Genomic DNA, 14121 nt, shown 5'->3' with positions numbered 1-14121 from the left:
GATGGCCGGCATCATCGAGAAGGCCGAGATCCTCCTCGAGGCCCTGCCGTACATCCGCGCCTTCCAGGGCAAGAGCGTCGTCATCAAGTACGGGGGCGCGGCCATGGAGCAGGGGCCGCTGAAGGAACAGTTCGCCCGGGACGTGCTGCTGCTGCGCCTCGTCGGGATCCGCCCGGTCATCGTGCACGGCGGCGGGCCGCAGATCGGCGCGCTCATGAAGCGGCTGGGCAAGGAGCCCGAGTTCGTGGGCGGCATGCGCGTCACGGACGCCGAGACCGTCGAGATCGTCGAGATGGTGCTCGTGGGCAAGATCAACAAGGAGATCGTGGCGCTCATCAACCTGCACGGCGGCCGGGCGGTGGGGCTGTCGGGCAAGGACGGCAACCTGATCCGGGCGCGGAAGCGGATGCACCGGGGTCCCGACGGGGGGCTCGTGGACATCGGGCTGGTGGGCGAGGTCGTGGCCATCGACCCCGAGGTGCTCGCCCTGCTCGAGGACAACGGCCTCATCCCGGTGCTCGCGCCGGTGGGCGTCGGGGCCGGGGGCGAGACCTACAACATCAACGCCGACCTCGTGGCCGGCGAGGTGGCGGCGGCGCTGCGCGCCGAGAAGCTGGTCCACCTGACGGACGTCAAGGGCATCGCGGGCGAGGACGGCGCGCTGATCTCGACGCTCACCCGGCAGGAGGCCGAGCGGCTCATCAAGGCCGGTGTGATCGAGGGCGGCATGCTCCCCAAGGTGGAATCGGCGCTGACGGCGCTCCGGGGCGGGGCGGCCAAGGCGCACATCATCGACGGCCGCGTCCCCCATGCGCTGCTGCTGGAGATCTTCACCCGGGAGGGGATCGGCACCGAGATCGTCCTGTGAGGCGGGCCGCGCCGCGCGACGCGAGGAAGGAAGCCGGAGGGAGCCCCGTGGACACCAAGCAGCTGCTGGAGTGGTCCGACAAGCACCTCATGACGTTCGCCAAGCGGTACCCCGTGGCCCTGGTGCGCGGCGAGGGGGTGCGCGTCTGGGACACCGACGGCAGGGAGTACCTCGACTTCACCGGCGGCATCGCGGTGACGGCGCTGGGGCACTCCCACCCGCGGGTGGTGGGGACCATGCGGGAGCAGGCCACGGCGCTGCTCCACGTCTCGAACTACTTCCACATCCCACAGCAGATCCATCTCGCCAAGCTCCTCTGCGAGCACTCCTTCGCCGACCGCGTCTTCTTCTCCAACTCGGGGGCCGAGGCCAACGAGACCGCGATCAAGCTCGCCCGCAAGTGGGCCAAGACCCATGGCGGCAGCGACCGCGGCGACATCATCAGCATGCGGGGAGGGTTTCACGGCCGCACGCTCGCCACGGTGACGGCCACGGCTCAGGAGAAGTACCACCACGGCTTCGAGCCGCTCCCGGGTGGCTTCAAGTACGTCCCCTTCGACGACCTCAAGGCCCTCGAGCGGGCCATCGACAGCCGCACGGCCGGCGTGCTCGTGGAGCCCATCCAGGGCGAGGGAGGCGTGAACATCCCCGGCGATGGCTACCTGCCGGGCGTGCGGAAGCTCTGCGACGAGGCCGGCATCGCGCTGATCCTCGACGAGATCCAGACCGGCATGGGCCGGACGGGCCGGCTCTGGTGCCACGAGCATGCGGGGATCGTGCCCGACATCATGACGCTGGCCAAGGCGCTTGCCAACGGTGTCCCCATCGGGGCCACGCTGGCGACGGAGGAGGTGGCGCAGGTCTTCACCCCCGGCAGCCACGGCACCACCTTCGGCGGCAACCCGCTCGCCACGGCGGTGGGGCTGACCGTGCTCGGCACGATGCTCGAGGAGCGGCTCCCCGAGCGGGCCGCTCGCCTGGGACGCCTCCTGCTCGAGCGGCTCGAGGCGCTGCGCGCGCGCCAGCCCGAGATGATCCGGGCCGTGCGGGGGCGCGGGCTCCTGGTGGGCGTGGATCTGACGCCGCCCGTGGGAGACGTCGTGACCGCCTGCCGCGAGCGGGGGCTCCTGGTCCTCACCGCCGGGGAGAACACGCTCCGCATGGCCCCGCCGCTCGTCGTCGGGGAGGCCGACGCGGCGCGGGCCGTGGACATCGTCGGCGAGGCGCTGGGGGCGCTCAGGCGGTGAAGCACTTCCTCTCCATCCGCGACCTCGAGCGGGACGAGGTCCAGCGCCTCTTCCGCCTGACGGCCGAGCTCAAGCAGCGGCAGCGGGCGCGGGCCGGCGGGGCACCGCTCGCCGGGCGCAGCATGGCGCTCATCTTCGAGAAGCCCTCGCTCCGGACTCGCGTCACCTTCGAGGTCGGCATGTTCCAGCTCGGCGGGTCGGCCGTGTATCTGTCGGGCCAGGAGATCGGCTTCGGGACGCGCGAGACGGTGCCGGATGTCGCGCGGAACCTCTCCCGCTGGGTGGACATCATCACCGCCCGCGTCTTCGCCCACGAGGCGGTCGAGGAGCTGGCCCGCCACGCCGCCGTGCCGGTGATCAACGGGCTGTCGGATCTCGAGCACCCCTGTCAGGCCATGGCCGACTTCTTCACGCTCTGGGAGCGGGGGCTCGACCTCTCCCGGACACGGCTGGCCTGGGTGGGCGACGGCAACAACGTCTGCCACTCCGTGCTCCTGCTGGCGGCGCTGACCGGCACCGCCGTGACCGTCTGCACGCCGCCGGGCTACGAGCCGCAGCCGGCGGTGGTGGATGCCTGCCGGGCGCTCGGCGGGCGCGTCACGCTGACGGTGGAGCCTCGCGAGGCCGTCGAGGGGGCGGACGTCGTCTACACCGACGTGTGGATCAGCATGGGACAGGAGCAGGAGCGCGAGCGGCGGCAGGAGGTCTTCCAGCGCTACCAGGTCAACGACACCCTGCTCCGCTTCGCGGGCAGGCAGGCCCTCGTCATGCACTGCCTGCCGGCGCATCGCGGGGAGGAGATCACGGACGCGGTCCTCGACGGACCCCAGAGCGTCGTCCTGGACCAGGCGGAGAACCGGCTTCACGCCCAGAAGGGCATCATCCTGCACCTCCTGGGCCACGGATAGCGCGAGGAGCCATGAACACACCCGTGAAGCGAGTCGTGCTGGCGTACTCGGGGGGGCTCGACACCTCCGTCATCCTCCGCTGGCTCATCGAGACCTATCGCTGCGAGGTCGTGGCCTACTGCGCCGACCTGGGGCAGGGGGAGGAGCTGATCCCGGTCCGCGAGAAGGCGCTCCGCACGGGCGCCTCGGCGGTCCACATCCTGGACCTGCGCGAGGAGTTCGTCCGGGACTTCATCTTCCCGATGCTGCGCGCCGACGCGATGTACGAGGGCGCCTACCTCATGGGCACCTCCATCGCGCGCCCCCTCATCGCCAAGGCGCAGGTGGCGGTGGCGCGCGAGGCGGGCGCCGACGCCGTGAGCCACGGCGCCACCGGCAAGGGCAATGACCAGGTGCGCTTCGAGCTGACGTACGCGGCGCTCGCCCCCGAGCTGACCGTGATCGCGCCGTGGCGGGAATGGGACCTGGACTCGCGCACGGCGCTCATGGAGTTCGCGCGGCGCCACGACATCCCGGTGCCGGTGACCGCCGAGCGCCCGTACTCCACCGACCGCAACCTCTTCCACATCTCCTACGAGGGCGGGATCCTCGAGGACCCCTGGGCCGAGCCGCCGCCGAAGATGTTCCTCCTGACCAGCTCCCCGGAGTCGGCGCCCGACGTGCCGGTCTACGTGGAGCTCGAGTACGAGGCCGGCGATCCGGTGGCGGTGGACGGCCAGCGCCTGCCGCCCGTGGCGCTGCTCGAGCGGCTGAACCGGCTGGGGGGGGAGCACGGCGTCGGGCGCGTGGACCTGGTGGAGAACCGGTACGTGGGGATGAAGTCGCGCGGCGTCTACGAGACCCCCGGCGGCACCATCCTGCAGGCGGCGCACCGCGCGCTGGAGTCGCTCACGCTGGACCGCGAGGCCCTGCATCTGCGCGACTCGCTCATCCCGCGCTACGCCGAGATGATCTACTACGGCTTCTGGTTCGCCCCGGAGCGGGAGGCACTGCAGACGCTGATGGACGCCATCCAGAAGGACGTGACCGGCACCGTGCGGCTCAAGCTCTACAAGGGGACCATCACGGTGGCGGGCCGCCGCTCGCCGCGCTCGCTCTACCGGACGGATTTCGTGACCTTCGAGGCCGACCGGGTCTACCGGCAGAAGGACGCCGAAGGCTTCATCAGCCTGAGCGCCCTGCGGCTGAAGATCCGCGCGCTCCGCGACCGCGCCCGCTGAGGGGGACCGGCGCCCCCCATGCACCTGCACGTCGCGCTGAGCCCGGCCGAGTTCGCGGGCCTCGACCTGTCGGGGCGCGCAGCGGTCGTCGTGGACGTGATGCGGGCGACGACGACGGTGATCGCGGCCTGCGCGGCGGGCTGCCGGCGGGTGATCCCCGTCCCCGATGCGGCCGCCGCGTGGGCGCAGCTCGGCGCCGGTGGCCGTCCGCCGGGGGAGGTGCTGCTGGCGGGCGAGCGGGGGGGGGACCCCATCGTGGGCTTCGATCTCGGGAACTCCCCCCTCGAGTACACGGCCGAGCGCGTGCGGGGCCGCACCCTCGTGCTGACCACCACCAACGGCACCGCCGCCATCCTGGCGGCGCGCGGCGCCGCCGCGGTGGCCGTGGCTGCGCTGACGAACGTGGAGGCCGTGGCCCGCTGGGCGCTCGGGCAGGGACGGGATGCCACCGTGCTCTGCGCCGGCGAGCAGGGGGCCTTCTCCCTGGAGGATGCGGTGTGCGCGGGGATCCTCGTGGAGCGCATCACGGCAGAGGTGGGGCGCGCCGGCGGGACCGTGGAGGTCTCCGATGCGGCGGTGGCGGCCTGGCGCCTCAGCGCGCATTACGCGGGCCGCCTCGGCGCGCTCCTGGAGGACGCCACGTGGGCGCGGACGCTGGCGCGCGCCGGCCGCTCGGAGGACCTCTGGGCGTGCCTGGCGCTGTCCACGGTGGACGAGGTGCCGGTGTTCGAGGACGGCGCCATCGTGCCGGGTGTGGTGATGGGCCGCGGGGCGGGGCTGCCGTGAACATCCCCATCGCGCTCACCCTGGTCCGCATCGTGCTCGTCCCGCTGCTCATCGTCTTCCTCATCTCCTCCGAGCGGGTCAGCGTGCTGATCGCGGCCGTCATCTTCGTGGCGGCCGCGTTCACCGACTGGCTGGACGGGAGCATGGCCCGCCGCTGGAACCAGGTGACGCGGCTCGGCACGCTGCTCGATCCCGTGGCCGACAAGCTCCTGGTGGCCGCCGCCCTCGTCTCGCTCGTCCAGGTGGAGATGGTGGCGGCCTGGGTGGCCGTCGTGATCATCGGGCGCGAGCTGGCAGTGACCGGGCTGCGCGGGGTGGCGCTGTCCATGGGCATCATCGTGGCGGCCTCCCGGCTCGGGAAGTGGAAGACCGTCACCCAGTACGTGGCCATCACCATCCTGATCCTCGAGAAGGGCCTGCCGGCGGACGTGGTCCCCTTCCACCTGCTCTCGACCGTCGCAATCTGGCTGGCGCTGGCCGTGACCGTGGTCTCCGGCGGCCACTACTTCTACGGCTTCTTCCTCAAGACGGGCCCGGGGGTGCTGGTCAAGGATCAGGAGCGCTGGCCATGAGGGTGCTCGGCGCGCTCCTGGCCTATCTCATCGGCGCCATTCCCGTGGGTGTGCTCGTCGCGCGCGCGGCGGGAGGGGGGGACATCCGCCGCCGGGGCAGCGGCAACATCGGCGCCACCAACGTCCTCCGCACCCTGGGAGCGGCGGCCGGCATCGTCACCCTCCTCGGTGATGTCGTGAAGGGCTACGCGGCGGTGGCCGTGGCCGGCGCGCTCGGCGCGCACCCGGCCTGGCAGGCCGCGGGCGCCGTTCTCGCCGTGGTGGGCAATTGCTGGTCACCCTTTCTCCGCTTCCGCGGCGGGAAGGGCGTGGCCACGGGGCTCGGAGCCTTCCTGGCGCTGGCGCCCTGGGCCATCGTTCCCTCGGCGGCCGTCTGGGTGGCGCTGGTGGCCTCCTTCCGCTACGTCTCGCTGGCCTCCATGCTGGCCTGCCTCGGCCTGCCGCTGGGAGTGGCGCTGCTCGGCTATCCGTGGCAGTCCGCCTCCGCGGCCGGCGCGGCGGCGGCCATGATCCTCGTTCGCCATCGCGAGAACCTCCACCGGCTGATGCAGGGGACGGAGTCGCGGCTGGGAGCGCGGGCGCCTGCGGCATGAGCGGCGGGAGGGCATGAGCGCGGTCGGCATCATCGGCGCCGGGAGCTGGGGGACGGCGCTGGCCATCCACCTCGCCCGCCGGGGTCTCAGTCCCCGGCTCTGGGCGCGCGATCCCGCTCTCGCCCGCGAGCTACGGGAGCGAGCGCGGAATCCCCGGTACCTGCCCGGTATCGCCCTTCCCCCCGGCATCCTGGCGACCTCCGAGGGCGGCGAGGCCCTCGGCGGCGCCAGCATCGTGATCGTTGCCGTGCCGTCGCAGTTCCTGCGGGCGGTGATGGCGAGGCTGGGCACGGTCGTGCCGCGGGGGGCCATCGTCGTCTCGGCCACCAAGGGGCTCGAGCCCGATCGGGGACTCCGCGTCTCCCAGCTCCTCGGGGAGATCCTGCCCGGCTCGCCCGTCGCGGTCCTCTCGGGTCCGTCCTTCGCGCGCGAGGTCGCGCTGGGGCTGCCGACGGCACTCGTCGTCGCCTCTGGGGACCGGCAGGTGGCACGCTTTGTCCAGCAGGAACTTGCCTCTCCTGAGTTCAGGCTCTACACGAATCGAGACGTCATCGGCGTCGAGCTGGCCGGGGCCCTGAAGAACGTGGTGGCCATCGCCGCTGGGCTGTCCGACAGCCTCTACCTGGGCGAGAACGCGCGGGCGGCGCTGGTCACGCGCGGTCTGGCCGAGATCGTGCGCCTCGGCGTGGCCTTCGGGGCCTCCGCGCGCACCTTTCTCGGCCTGGCCGGCCTTGGCGACCTCGTCCTCACCGCCACGGGCACGCTCAGCCGGAACCGGGCGCTGGGCCTGGAGGTGGGGCGCGGCAAGAGCCTGGCTGAGGTCGAGGGGAGCACCCGGAGCGTGGCCGAAGGGGCGCGGACGGTCGCCTCGGCCCTCCGTCTCGCGGCGGAAGCCAAAGTGAGCATGCCGATCTGCGAGGCAGTGGCTTCGGTGCTCCATGGCGGTACTCCGGCGGCCCGCGCCCTGGCCGGGCTCCTGGCTCGCTCGCTCCAGGCGGAGGACGAGGGGGACGATGGCTGAGCTCCGCAAGGACCCGGTGGTGGGGCGCTGGGTCATCATCTCCACGGAGCGCGCGCGGCGCCCCTCGGACTTCGCGCCGCAGCCGGTCCAGCGTGTGGGGGGCGTCTGCGTGTTCTGTCCGGGGCAGGAGGGGCATACCCCGGCCGAGATCCTCGCGGTCCGCAGCCCCGGCAGCCGGCCCAACCAGCCCGGCTGGAGCGTGCGGGTCGTCCCCAACAAGTTCCCGGCGCTCCGCATCGAGGGGGAGCTGGAGCCCGCCGGGGAAGGCCTCTACGATCGGATGAGCGGAGTGGGTGCCCACGAGGTGATCATCGAGACGCCGGACCATGGGGCCGCGCTCGCCAGCCTGCCGGAGGCCACGGTCGCCGATGTGCTCTGGGCCTATCGCGAGCGCATGCGGGACCTCGGCAAGGACAGCCGGTTTCGCTACGTGATGGTCTTCAAGAATCACGGGGAGGCCGCCGGGGCCTCCCTCGCGCATCCCCACTCCCAGCTGATCGCCACCCCCATCGTGCCCGCCATGGTGACGGAGGAGATCGAGGGGGCGGAGCGGCACTTCCGCCTCAAGAAGCGCTGCATCTGGTGCGACATCATCCGGCAGGAGCGCCGCTCAGGTGGGCGCATCATCGTCGAGAGCGATGGCTTCGTGGCCCTGGCGCCCTTCGCCCCGCGCCTGCCCTTCGAGACCTGGATCCTGCCTGCCGGGCATCGCTCCCGCTTCGAGGAGACGGAGGTCCGCGACCTCGGCCCGCTGGCGCGGCTCCTGGGAGAGATCCTGCGGCGAATGGGGCGGGTCCTCGGGGATCCGCCCTTCAACTACATGCTCCACAGCGCGCCGCTGAGGGCGGGGGCGCTCGACCACTTCCACTGGCATCTCGAGATCATCCCCAAGCTCACGCGGGTGGCGGGGTTCGAGTGGGGGACGGGGTTCTTCATCAACCCGGTTCCGCCGGAGGACGCCGTCCAGTACCTGCGCGGGGAGGAGCGCGGGTCGCCCGTAAGTTGACACCATTCCAGGCGTTTGTTAGAGTGTGTCGCGTTGCCGAAGGCCGGCAGGCGGGAATAGCTCAGTGGTAGAGCACAACCTTGCCAAGGTTGGGGTCGCGGGTTCGAATCCCGTTTCCCGCTCCATGCGCCATGACCGGGGCTCGGATCGCGGGCCCCTCTTGATCCCGCGGCGGCGTAGCCAAGTGGTTAAGGCGGAGGTCTGCAAAACCTCTATGCAGCGGTTCGAATCCGCTCGCCGCCTCCACGCATCGCAGGTGATGGCAGCCAGTCTCAGGCCGGGGTGGCGGAACTGGGAGACGCGGCGGGCTTAAAACCCGCTGGCCCTGCCGGGGCCGTGGGGGTTCGACTCCCCCCCTCGGCACCACGGCAGGCACGGGCTGACTCCAGCGGTCAGGGAGGAACGTGACTGTGCAGACCCTCAAGGTGGTGCGGAAGACCTTCACGATGCTGAGCGAGAAGCGCACCCAGGTCCTGGACATCACCAAGCAGATCCGCGACCTCATGCTCGCCGCTGACATCAAGGAAGGCATCCTCCTCGCCAACTCGCTGCACACCACCTGCGCGCTCTTCGTCAACGAGTTCCAGGGAGCCCTCGTGGAGGACCTCAAGGCGATGGTGGACCGGCTGGTCCCCGACCACGCGGGCTACCGCCACGATGATCCGCGCTACTCCGACTGCGAGCGCGGGAACGCCTCCTCCCATCTCCGGGCCGCCCTCCTGGGCCGGAGCGTGGCCGTCGGGATCAGCGGCGGCGAGCTGGCGCTGGGGCGCTTCCAGTCCATCCTGTTCGCCGAGCTGGACGGGCCGCGCCCGCGCACCATCGACATCCAGATCATGGGCGTCTAGGGGTCAGGTCTTGCAATCCGACACGTGGCCCCGGCGCGGGCGCCGCTGCCCGCCCGGCCGAACACACTAACGACTGTCCTGACCCACGTCACGGCGCAGGACCGCACCCCCGCCGATGTCGGAATGCAAGACCTGACCCCCTAGAGGGGCCCGCCGGCTCCGCCCCGCTTGGGGTCAGGTCTTGCAATCCGACACTTGTCACGGCGGGAGCGCTGCGGCGTCCCCGGCCGCACCCGGCGGCCAGCGCCGCGACCCCTCTCAGAGCGCCGGACCGGACCCTGCCGACCCCGCCGATGTCGCAATGCAAGACCTGACCCCGGGGGTGGTAGACTTAGTGCCCATGTCGTCGTGGGCACTCAAGCGAAGGGCGCAGGCCCGCGTGGCCGGCGAGGAGGGCCTCTCCCGGAAGGAATGGGGGGGCCGCGTCTCGGTGGCGCTCGTCTACCCGAACACCTACGCGGTCGGGATGTCCAACCTGGGCTTCCAGACCATCTACGCCCACCTGAACGCGCTTCCCGACGCGGTCTGCGAGCGGGTCTTCTTCCCCGACCCCGAGGATCTCGACGAGCATCTGCGGACGGGCACGGCACCCTTCTCCCTGGAATCGCTCCGCCCGCTGTCGGAGTTCGATCTGGTGGGCTTCTCGGTCACCTACGAGGGGGACTACATCAACGTGGTGCGGCTGCTCCAGCTGGCGGGCATCCCCGCCCGGGCGGCGGATCGAGACGCCTCGCATCCCGTCGTCATGATGGGCGGCGTCTGCGCCTTCTCGAACCCGGAGCCGATGGCGCCCTTCATGGACTTCGTGGCCGTGGGCGAGGGCGAGGAGCTCGTGGGCGAGATCGTCGCCGCCTACCGCGAGAGTGGGGCCGCGCGGGAGCCCGGCTCGCGCCGGGGCTTCCTCGAGGCGCTGGCGCGGCTCGGGGGGATCTACATCCCGGGCGCCTATGACGTCCGCCATGCCGCCGACGGGACCATCGCGGAGGTCGTCCCGACCTCGCCTGGTGTGCCGCAGATCGTCGCCAAGCGCCGGCTCGCCGACGTCAACCGCTTCGAGACCCTGTCGCTCCTCAAGACGCCGCGAGCGGAGTACGGTCACATGGCGCTCCTCGAGGTTGGCAAGGGCTGCGGCCGCGGCTGCCGCTTCTGCCTGGAAGGGCAGATCTACCGCCCCGTGCGGCATCGGAGCGTGGCCGCGCTGCGCGAGTCGGTCGCGCAGATCGCGAAGGGCTCCAGGCGCGTGGGGCTCGTGGGCGCCTGCGTGTCGGACTACCCGTGGATCGGCGAGCTCCTGGAGGCGCTGGAGGAGCACGGGGTGGAGCTGTCCATCTCCTCGCTCCGGGCCGACAGCCTCACCGAGCCCCTGGTCGCCTCGCTGGCACGGGGCGGGCACCGCACGCTGACCATGGCGCCGGAGGCCGGCACCGAGCGCCTCCGACTCGCCATCCGCAAGCCCATCACCGACGAGCATCTCGTCGCGGCCTGCGACCTGGTGCGGCGCCACGGCATCCCGAACCTCAAGTGCTACTTCATGATCGGCCTGCCGACGGAGACGCGCGAGGATGTCGAGGCCATCGGCGAGCTGGCCGCGCGGCTCCTCCGGCGCCTGCAGGTCCCCGGGCCCGACGGCCACCCCTTCGGCCGGCTCACGCTGTCCATCTCCTCCTTCGTGCCCAAGCCCTGGACCCCCTTCCAGTGGGCCCCGTTCGAGGACCATCGGGTGCTGGAGGACAAGCTCGACCTGATCAAGCGCGCGGTGCGGCGGCTGTCCACCGTCCGCGTGCTGCACGAGAACCCGCGCGAGGCGGCGCTCCAGGCGCTGCTGGCCCGCGGCGACCGGCGCGTGGCCGACTTCGTGGAGCTGGCGGCCACGCTGGGCGGCGACTGGCGGCGCGCGCTGCGCGAGTGGGACGGCGACCCGGCCTTCTACACGCGGCGGCCGCGCTCGCTTGACGAGGTCCTGCCGTGGGATCACTTCCAGGTCGGCGTGAAGAAGGCCAACCTCGTCAAGGAGTGGGAGCGGGCCGGGCTCGCGCTCGAGGAGCTGCTGCCGTGGCGCGCGTGAGACTGGCCCGGGTGGCCGAGGTGGGGGCCGGCGAGGGCCGGGTCATCGCGGCAGCGGGCACGGCCGTCGCGCTCTTCAACGTGGGCGGCGCCTACTGCGCCATCGCCAACGAGTGCCCCCACCGCGGTGGGCCGCTGGCCGATGGTGACCTCCACGGCACCGTCGTCACGTGCCCCTGGCACGGCTGGCGCTGGGATGTGACCACCGGGGCCAACGTCAACAACCCGGTGCTCGCCGTGCCGTGCTTCGAGGTGTCCGTCCGGGACGGCGAGGTCTTCGCCGAGATCCCATGATCCGCGACGCCCTCGCCCGCCCGCTCCGCAACCTCCGGCTGTCCGTGACCGATCGCTGCAACCTGCGCTGCCAGTACTGCATGCCGGAAGAGGAGTACGTCTGGCTCCCGCGCGAGGACATCCTCTCCTTCGAGGAGTGCGCCCTCCTGGTGGACGTCTTCTGCGACCTCGGCGTGGACAAGGTGCGCCTCACCGGCGGCGAGCCGCTCCTGCGCAAGGGCGTCGAGGCGCTGATCCGGATGCTCGCCGCGAACCCGCGCATCACGGACCTCGCCATGACGACCAATGGAGTCCTGCTGGCCGAGCACGCGCCGGCGCTCCGCGCCGCGGGTCTGCACCGGGTCACCGTGAGCCTCGACACCCTCCGCGCCGAGCGCTTCAAGGCGCTGGCCAGGCGGGAGCTGCACCCGCGCGTGCTCGAGGGGATCGAGGCCGTGGGGCGGGCCGGCTTCCCCGGGCTCAAGCTCGACGCCGTCGTCATCCGGGGTACCAATGACGACGAGCTGGTGGAGCTCGTCGAGTACGGCCGCCGCGTCGGCGCCGAGGTGCGCTTCATCGAGTACATGGACGTGGGCGGGGCCATCCACTGGTCCATGGACCGCGTGGTGTCGCGCGCCGAGATGCTGGAGGTGCTCGGGCGGCACTACGGAGGCGTGACGGCCCTCGTCGAGGACAGCACGGCGCCGGCCGACCGCTTCATCCTCCCCGACGGGTGCGTGTTCGGGATCATCTCCTCCACGACTCAGCCCTTCTGCCGGAGTTGCGACCGGAGCCGGCTCACGGCCGACGGCCTCTGGTACCTCTGCCTCTACGCCACGCGGGGGACGGACCTGCGCCAGGCGCTGCGCTCGGGGGCCACGCGGGAGGAGCTGAAGCGCCTCATCGTCTCCACCTGGCAGGAGCGCGCCGACCGCGGCGCCGAGGAGCGGCTGGCCATGGCTGACCGCCGCGCCCCGCTGGTGCAGATCGGCGAGCTCAAGCGCGACCCCCACCTGGAGATGCACACCCGCGGCGGCTAACCTTGGGGTCAGGTCTTGCATTCTGACATCACTCCGCGGATTGGCGGCGCCTCCGGCCGACGGCACGCCCTGCGCGCTGCCGCGCTGCTCTTCACCGCCGCCGCCCTCGTGCACGTGGCGGCCCTCGCTGGCCTCGGCGCCGGTCCGGACGCCGTGGCGGGGCTCATGGTGGTGGACCTCCTGATCCTCGCGGGGAGCACCGCCGCGGCCTCGCTCATCACCCGCGCGCTGCCGGAGGAGGAGGTGCCCGCCTTCTGGGGCGCCGGCTTCGTCGGCATGTTCCTCTTCGGGATGCTCTTCCTCGCCACCTGGGCCGTGGTGTTCCGCCGGACATAGGCGCGGGGACGCCCCTCCACGGCCCGGGCGATCGCGGCGACCTCCCGGTGGCAAGGGGCGGCAGGGAGCGCCGGCTGGCTGGGAGAGTGCGACCCGCACGCCGGGCACGGGCCGGCAGCCCGAGAGCGTCCCGGGCCCGTCGCGCCTCGCCGCTCGGCTACGCTGGCGGCCGGCCGCGCCGGCGACGCCAGGCCAGGCGGCCGAGCCCCCCGGCGGCGGTGCCCCAGAGGAGCAGGGTGGTGGGCTCCGGCACCGGGGCCACCGGGCCGGCACCGCCGACGAAGTCCACCTCGAGACGCGTGCCGCCCAGGTTGAGCGTCTCCGAGATGCGAAGCCAGCCCTCCATCGGCGCGTCGAAGAGGAAGAGGTAAGCCTGATCGATGGGGGAGGAGTCGCCGCCGCCGAAGTCTGCCCGGGCGAGGACGGCGCTCTTGGTGCTCCAGGTGAAGCCGTTGAAGAGGAGTTGCCGGGTCCCGCAGTCAGCAGTGGGGCAGCGCTGGAGCTTGAACGGGTCGAGCCCGGCGTCCTCGGCGATGAGGAGGCTTGTGAAGCCGCCCGCGGGGATCTTCAGGATGACCTTGGCGTCGTTCCCGAAGTCGATGTTCAGCGCCGCATCGCCCCCTTCCGCCACAAACCCCACATCGTCGAGCCGGCCTACCTCGGAGTTGACTCGCGCGTCGATGGGGCCGGGCTCGCCCGCGTCGATCCCGCCCCAGTGGCTCTCGTAGGTCACTGTGCTGTCGATCAAGGCGCTGACCGGCCCGGCGAGTCCGATCTGGCCTGCGGCCACGGCGGAGGCGTTGAGCGTGAGCTCGACGCCGGCTGTCCCCGTGAGCGTAAACGGTGCGCTGACCCCCCCCGGGGGATTCGGGACGGTGCTGAAGGCCGAGAAGAGATAGAGCTTCGTGACCGAGGCCGCCTGCGCTCCCGCGGCAGGCAGCAGCAGGGCCAGCCCCAGTGCGGCAGTCAGCCCCAGCCCCCGCGCCGCCAGCCGAACGGCACGTCCGAGGCCAAACCGAGCAGCGAACATACGAACTCTCATGGGCAGATGATCCATACCAGCACAATGCGTACCATGTGAGGGCGCGTCGAGACGGACGCAGAATCGGGGGCTTGTCGGGGCAGACCGAGGCCCTCTATGAAAGCCGGTGCACACATATGCAGCCATGTGGAAAAATCTGACAACGCTTTCTCCCGCTGCCGGAGCGCGGCGGGGGGGGTGGCTTCGCTGCAGGTGGCTCCGGTCGGCGGCGCGGACTGCGGGCGGCCTCGCTGCGCTTCGTCACCGCCAGCCTGGTGCACTGTTGTGCGACCGGCCGAGGGACAGGCCCGTTGCAGG

At 71.8% G+C, this 14121-nt stretch carries 14 protein-coding genes and 3 tRNA genes; 16 read left to right on the top strand and 1 reads right to left on the bottom strand.

All coding sequences use genetic code 11. The features are described 5' to 3' along the window. Position 1 precedes the first annotated feature (1 nt). The 16 genes from argB (at position 2) to HYV93_11925 (ending at position 12782) form a co-directional block, all read left to right on the top strand. Positions 2-868, top strand: coding sequence for an acetylglutamate kinase (argB, locus tag HYV93_12000; GenBank protein MBI2526693.1), 867 nt, complete (start codon positions 2-4; stop codon positions 866-868). Then, on the top strand, positions 810-3023 hold the full coding sequence (gene argF, locus HYV93_11995) for an ornithine carbamoyltransferase (protein ID MBI2526692.1): 2214 nt from the start codon (positions 810-812) through the stop codon (positions 3021-3023). The genes argB and argF overlap by 59 nt, the downstream gene beginning before the upstream one ends. An 11-nt stretch (positions 3024-3034) precedes the next feature. After that, positions 3035-4243, top strand: coding sequence for an argininosuccinate synthase (locus HYV93_11990; protein ID MBI2526691.1), 1209 nt, complete (start codon positions 3035-3037; stop codon positions 4241-4243). An 18-nt stretch (positions 4244-4261) separates the two neighbouring features. Then, positions 4262-5029, top strand: a complete 768-nt coding sequence (locus HYV93_11985) for a 2-phosphosulfolactate phosphatase (GenBank protein MBI2526690.1) — start codon at positions 4262-4264, stop codon at positions 5027-5029. Continuing rightward, the gene (gene pgsA / locus HYV93_11980; GenBank protein MBI2526689.1) at positions 5026-5601 is read left to right on the top strand and encodes a CDP-diacylglycerol--glycerol-3-phosphate 3-phosphatidyltransferase; all 576 of its coding nucleotides are present in this window, start codon (positions 5026-5028) and stop codon (positions 5599-5601) included. The genes HYV93_11985 and pgsA overlap by 4 nt, the downstream gene beginning before the upstream one ends. Then, positions 5598-6194: a glycerol-3-phosphate 1-O-acyltransferase PlsY gene (gene plsY / locus HYV93_11975; protein ID MBI2526688.1), complete on the top strand. Its 597-nt coding sequence runs from the start codon at positions 5598-5600 to the stop codon at positions 6192-6194. The genes pgsA and plsY overlap by 4 nt, the downstream gene beginning before the upstream one ends. Before the next feature lie 13 nt (positions 6195-6207). Continuing rightward, positions 6208-7215, top strand: coding sequence for an NAD(P)-dependent glycerol-3-phosphate dehydrogenase (locus HYV93_11970; protein ID MBI2526687.1), 1008 nt, complete (start codon positions 6208-6210; stop codon positions 7213-7215). Continuing rightward, on the top strand, positions 7208-8221 hold the full coding sequence (gene galT / locus HYV93_11965; GenBank protein MBI2526686.1) for a galactose-1-phosphate uridylyltransferase: 1014 nt from the start codon (positions 7208-7210) through the stop codon (positions 8219-8221). The genes HYV93_11970 and galT overlap by 8 nt, the downstream gene beginning before the upstream one ends. A 50-nt stretch (positions 8222-8271) precedes the next feature. Beyond that, a tRNA-Gly gene (locus tag HYV93_11960) sits at positions 8272-8346 on the top strand. A 45-nt stretch (positions 8347-8391) separates the two neighbouring features. After that, a tRNA-Cys gene (locus HYV93_11955) sits at positions 8392-8467 on the top strand. 30 nt (positions 8468-8497) lie between these two features. Next, positions 8498-8587, top strand: a tRNA-Leu gene (locus HYV93_11950). A gap of 38 nt (positions 8588-8625) precedes the next feature. Next, positions 8626-9069: a YjbQ family protein gene (locus HYV93_11945; GenBank protein ID MBI2526685.1), complete on the top strand. Its 444-nt coding sequence runs from the start codon at positions 8626-8628 to the stop codon at positions 9067-9069. A gap of 379 nt (positions 9070-9448) precedes the next feature. Further along, positions 9449-11134, top strand: a complete 1686-nt coding sequence (locus HYV93_11940) for a radical SAM protein (GenBank protein ID MBI2526684.1) — start codon at positions 9449-9451, stop codon at positions 11132-11134. After that, on the top strand, positions 11122-11427 hold the full coding sequence (locus HYV93_11935) for a Rieske 2Fe-2S domain-containing protein (protein MBI2526683.1): 306 nt from the start codon (positions 11122-11124) through the stop codon (positions 11425-11427). The genes HYV93_11940 and HYV93_11935 overlap by 13 nt, the downstream gene beginning before the upstream one ends. After that, entirely contained in the window at positions 11424-12446 is a 1023-nt protein-coding gene (moaA, locus tag HYV93_11930; protein MBI2526682.1) for a GTP 3',8-cyclase MoaA, read from the top strand. Before HYV93_11935 ends, moaA begins: the two co-directional genes overlap by 4 nt. A 15-nt stretch (positions 12447-12461) precedes the next feature. Continuing rightward, positions 12462-12782 carry a hypothetical protein gene (locus HYV93_11925; protein MBI2526681.1) on the top strand — a complete coding sequence of 107 codons (321 nt, stop codon included), beginning with the start codon at positions 12462-12464 and terminating at the stop codon, positions 12780-12782. Between the two features lie 157 nt (positions 12783-12939). Here the strand turns inward: HYV93_11925 and HYV93_11920 are convergent, their stop codons facing one another. Then, positions 12940-13812 carry a hypothetical protein gene (locus HYV93_11920; GenBank protein ID MBI2526680.1) on the bottom strand — a complete coding sequence of 291 codons (873 nt, stop codon included), beginning with the start codon at positions 13810-13812 and terminating at the stop codon, positions 12940-12942. Positions 13813-14121: the final 309 nt, after the last annotated feature.

This window comes from Candidatus Rokuibacteriota bacterium (assembly GCA_016188005.1).
In the GTDB taxonomy this organism is placed as follows: Bacteria; Methylomirabilota; Methylomirabilia; order Rokubacteriales; family CSP1-6; genus UBA12499.
This window is presented reverse-complemented; position numbering and strand designations above follow the sequence as displayed.

Excerpts from the sequence above, each read along its gene's own strand:
- argB (MBI2526693.1), top strand. The coding sequence starts at position 2 with ATGGCCGGCATCATCGAGAAGGCCGAGATCCTCCTCGAGGCCCTGCCG.
- argF (MBI2526692.1), top strand. The coding sequence starts at position 810 with ATGCGCTGCTGCTGGAGATCTTCACCCGGGAGGGGATCGGCACCGAGA.
- HYV93_11990 (MBI2526691.1), top strand. The coding sequence starts at position 3,035 with ATGAACACACCCGTGAAGCGAGTCGTGCTGGCGTACTCGGGGGGGCTC.
- HYV93_11985 (MBI2526690.1), top strand. The coding sequence starts at position 4,262 with ATGCACCTGCACGTCGCGCTGAGCCCGGCCGAGTTCGCGGGCCTCGAC.
- plsY (MBI2526688.1), top strand. The coding sequence starts at position 5,598 with ATGAGGGTGCTCGGCGCGCTCCTGGCCTATCTCATCGGCGCCATTCCC.
- HYV93_11970 (MBI2526687.1), top strand. The coding sequence starts at position 6,208 with ATGAGCGCGGTCGGCATCATCGGCGCCGGGAGCTGGGGGACGGCGCTG.
- galT (MBI2526686.1), top strand. The coding sequence starts at position 7,208 with ATGGCTGAGCTCCGCAAGGACCCGGTGGTGGGGCGCTGGGTCATCATC.
- moaA (MBI2526682.1), top strand. The coding sequence starts at position 11,424 with ATGATCCGCGACGCCCTCGCCCGCCCGCTCCGCAACCTCCGGCTGTCC.
- HYV93_11920 (MBI2526680.1), bottom strand. The coding sequence starts at position 13,812 with ATGTTCGCTGCTCGGTTTGGCCTCGGACGTGCCGTTCGGCTGGCGGCG.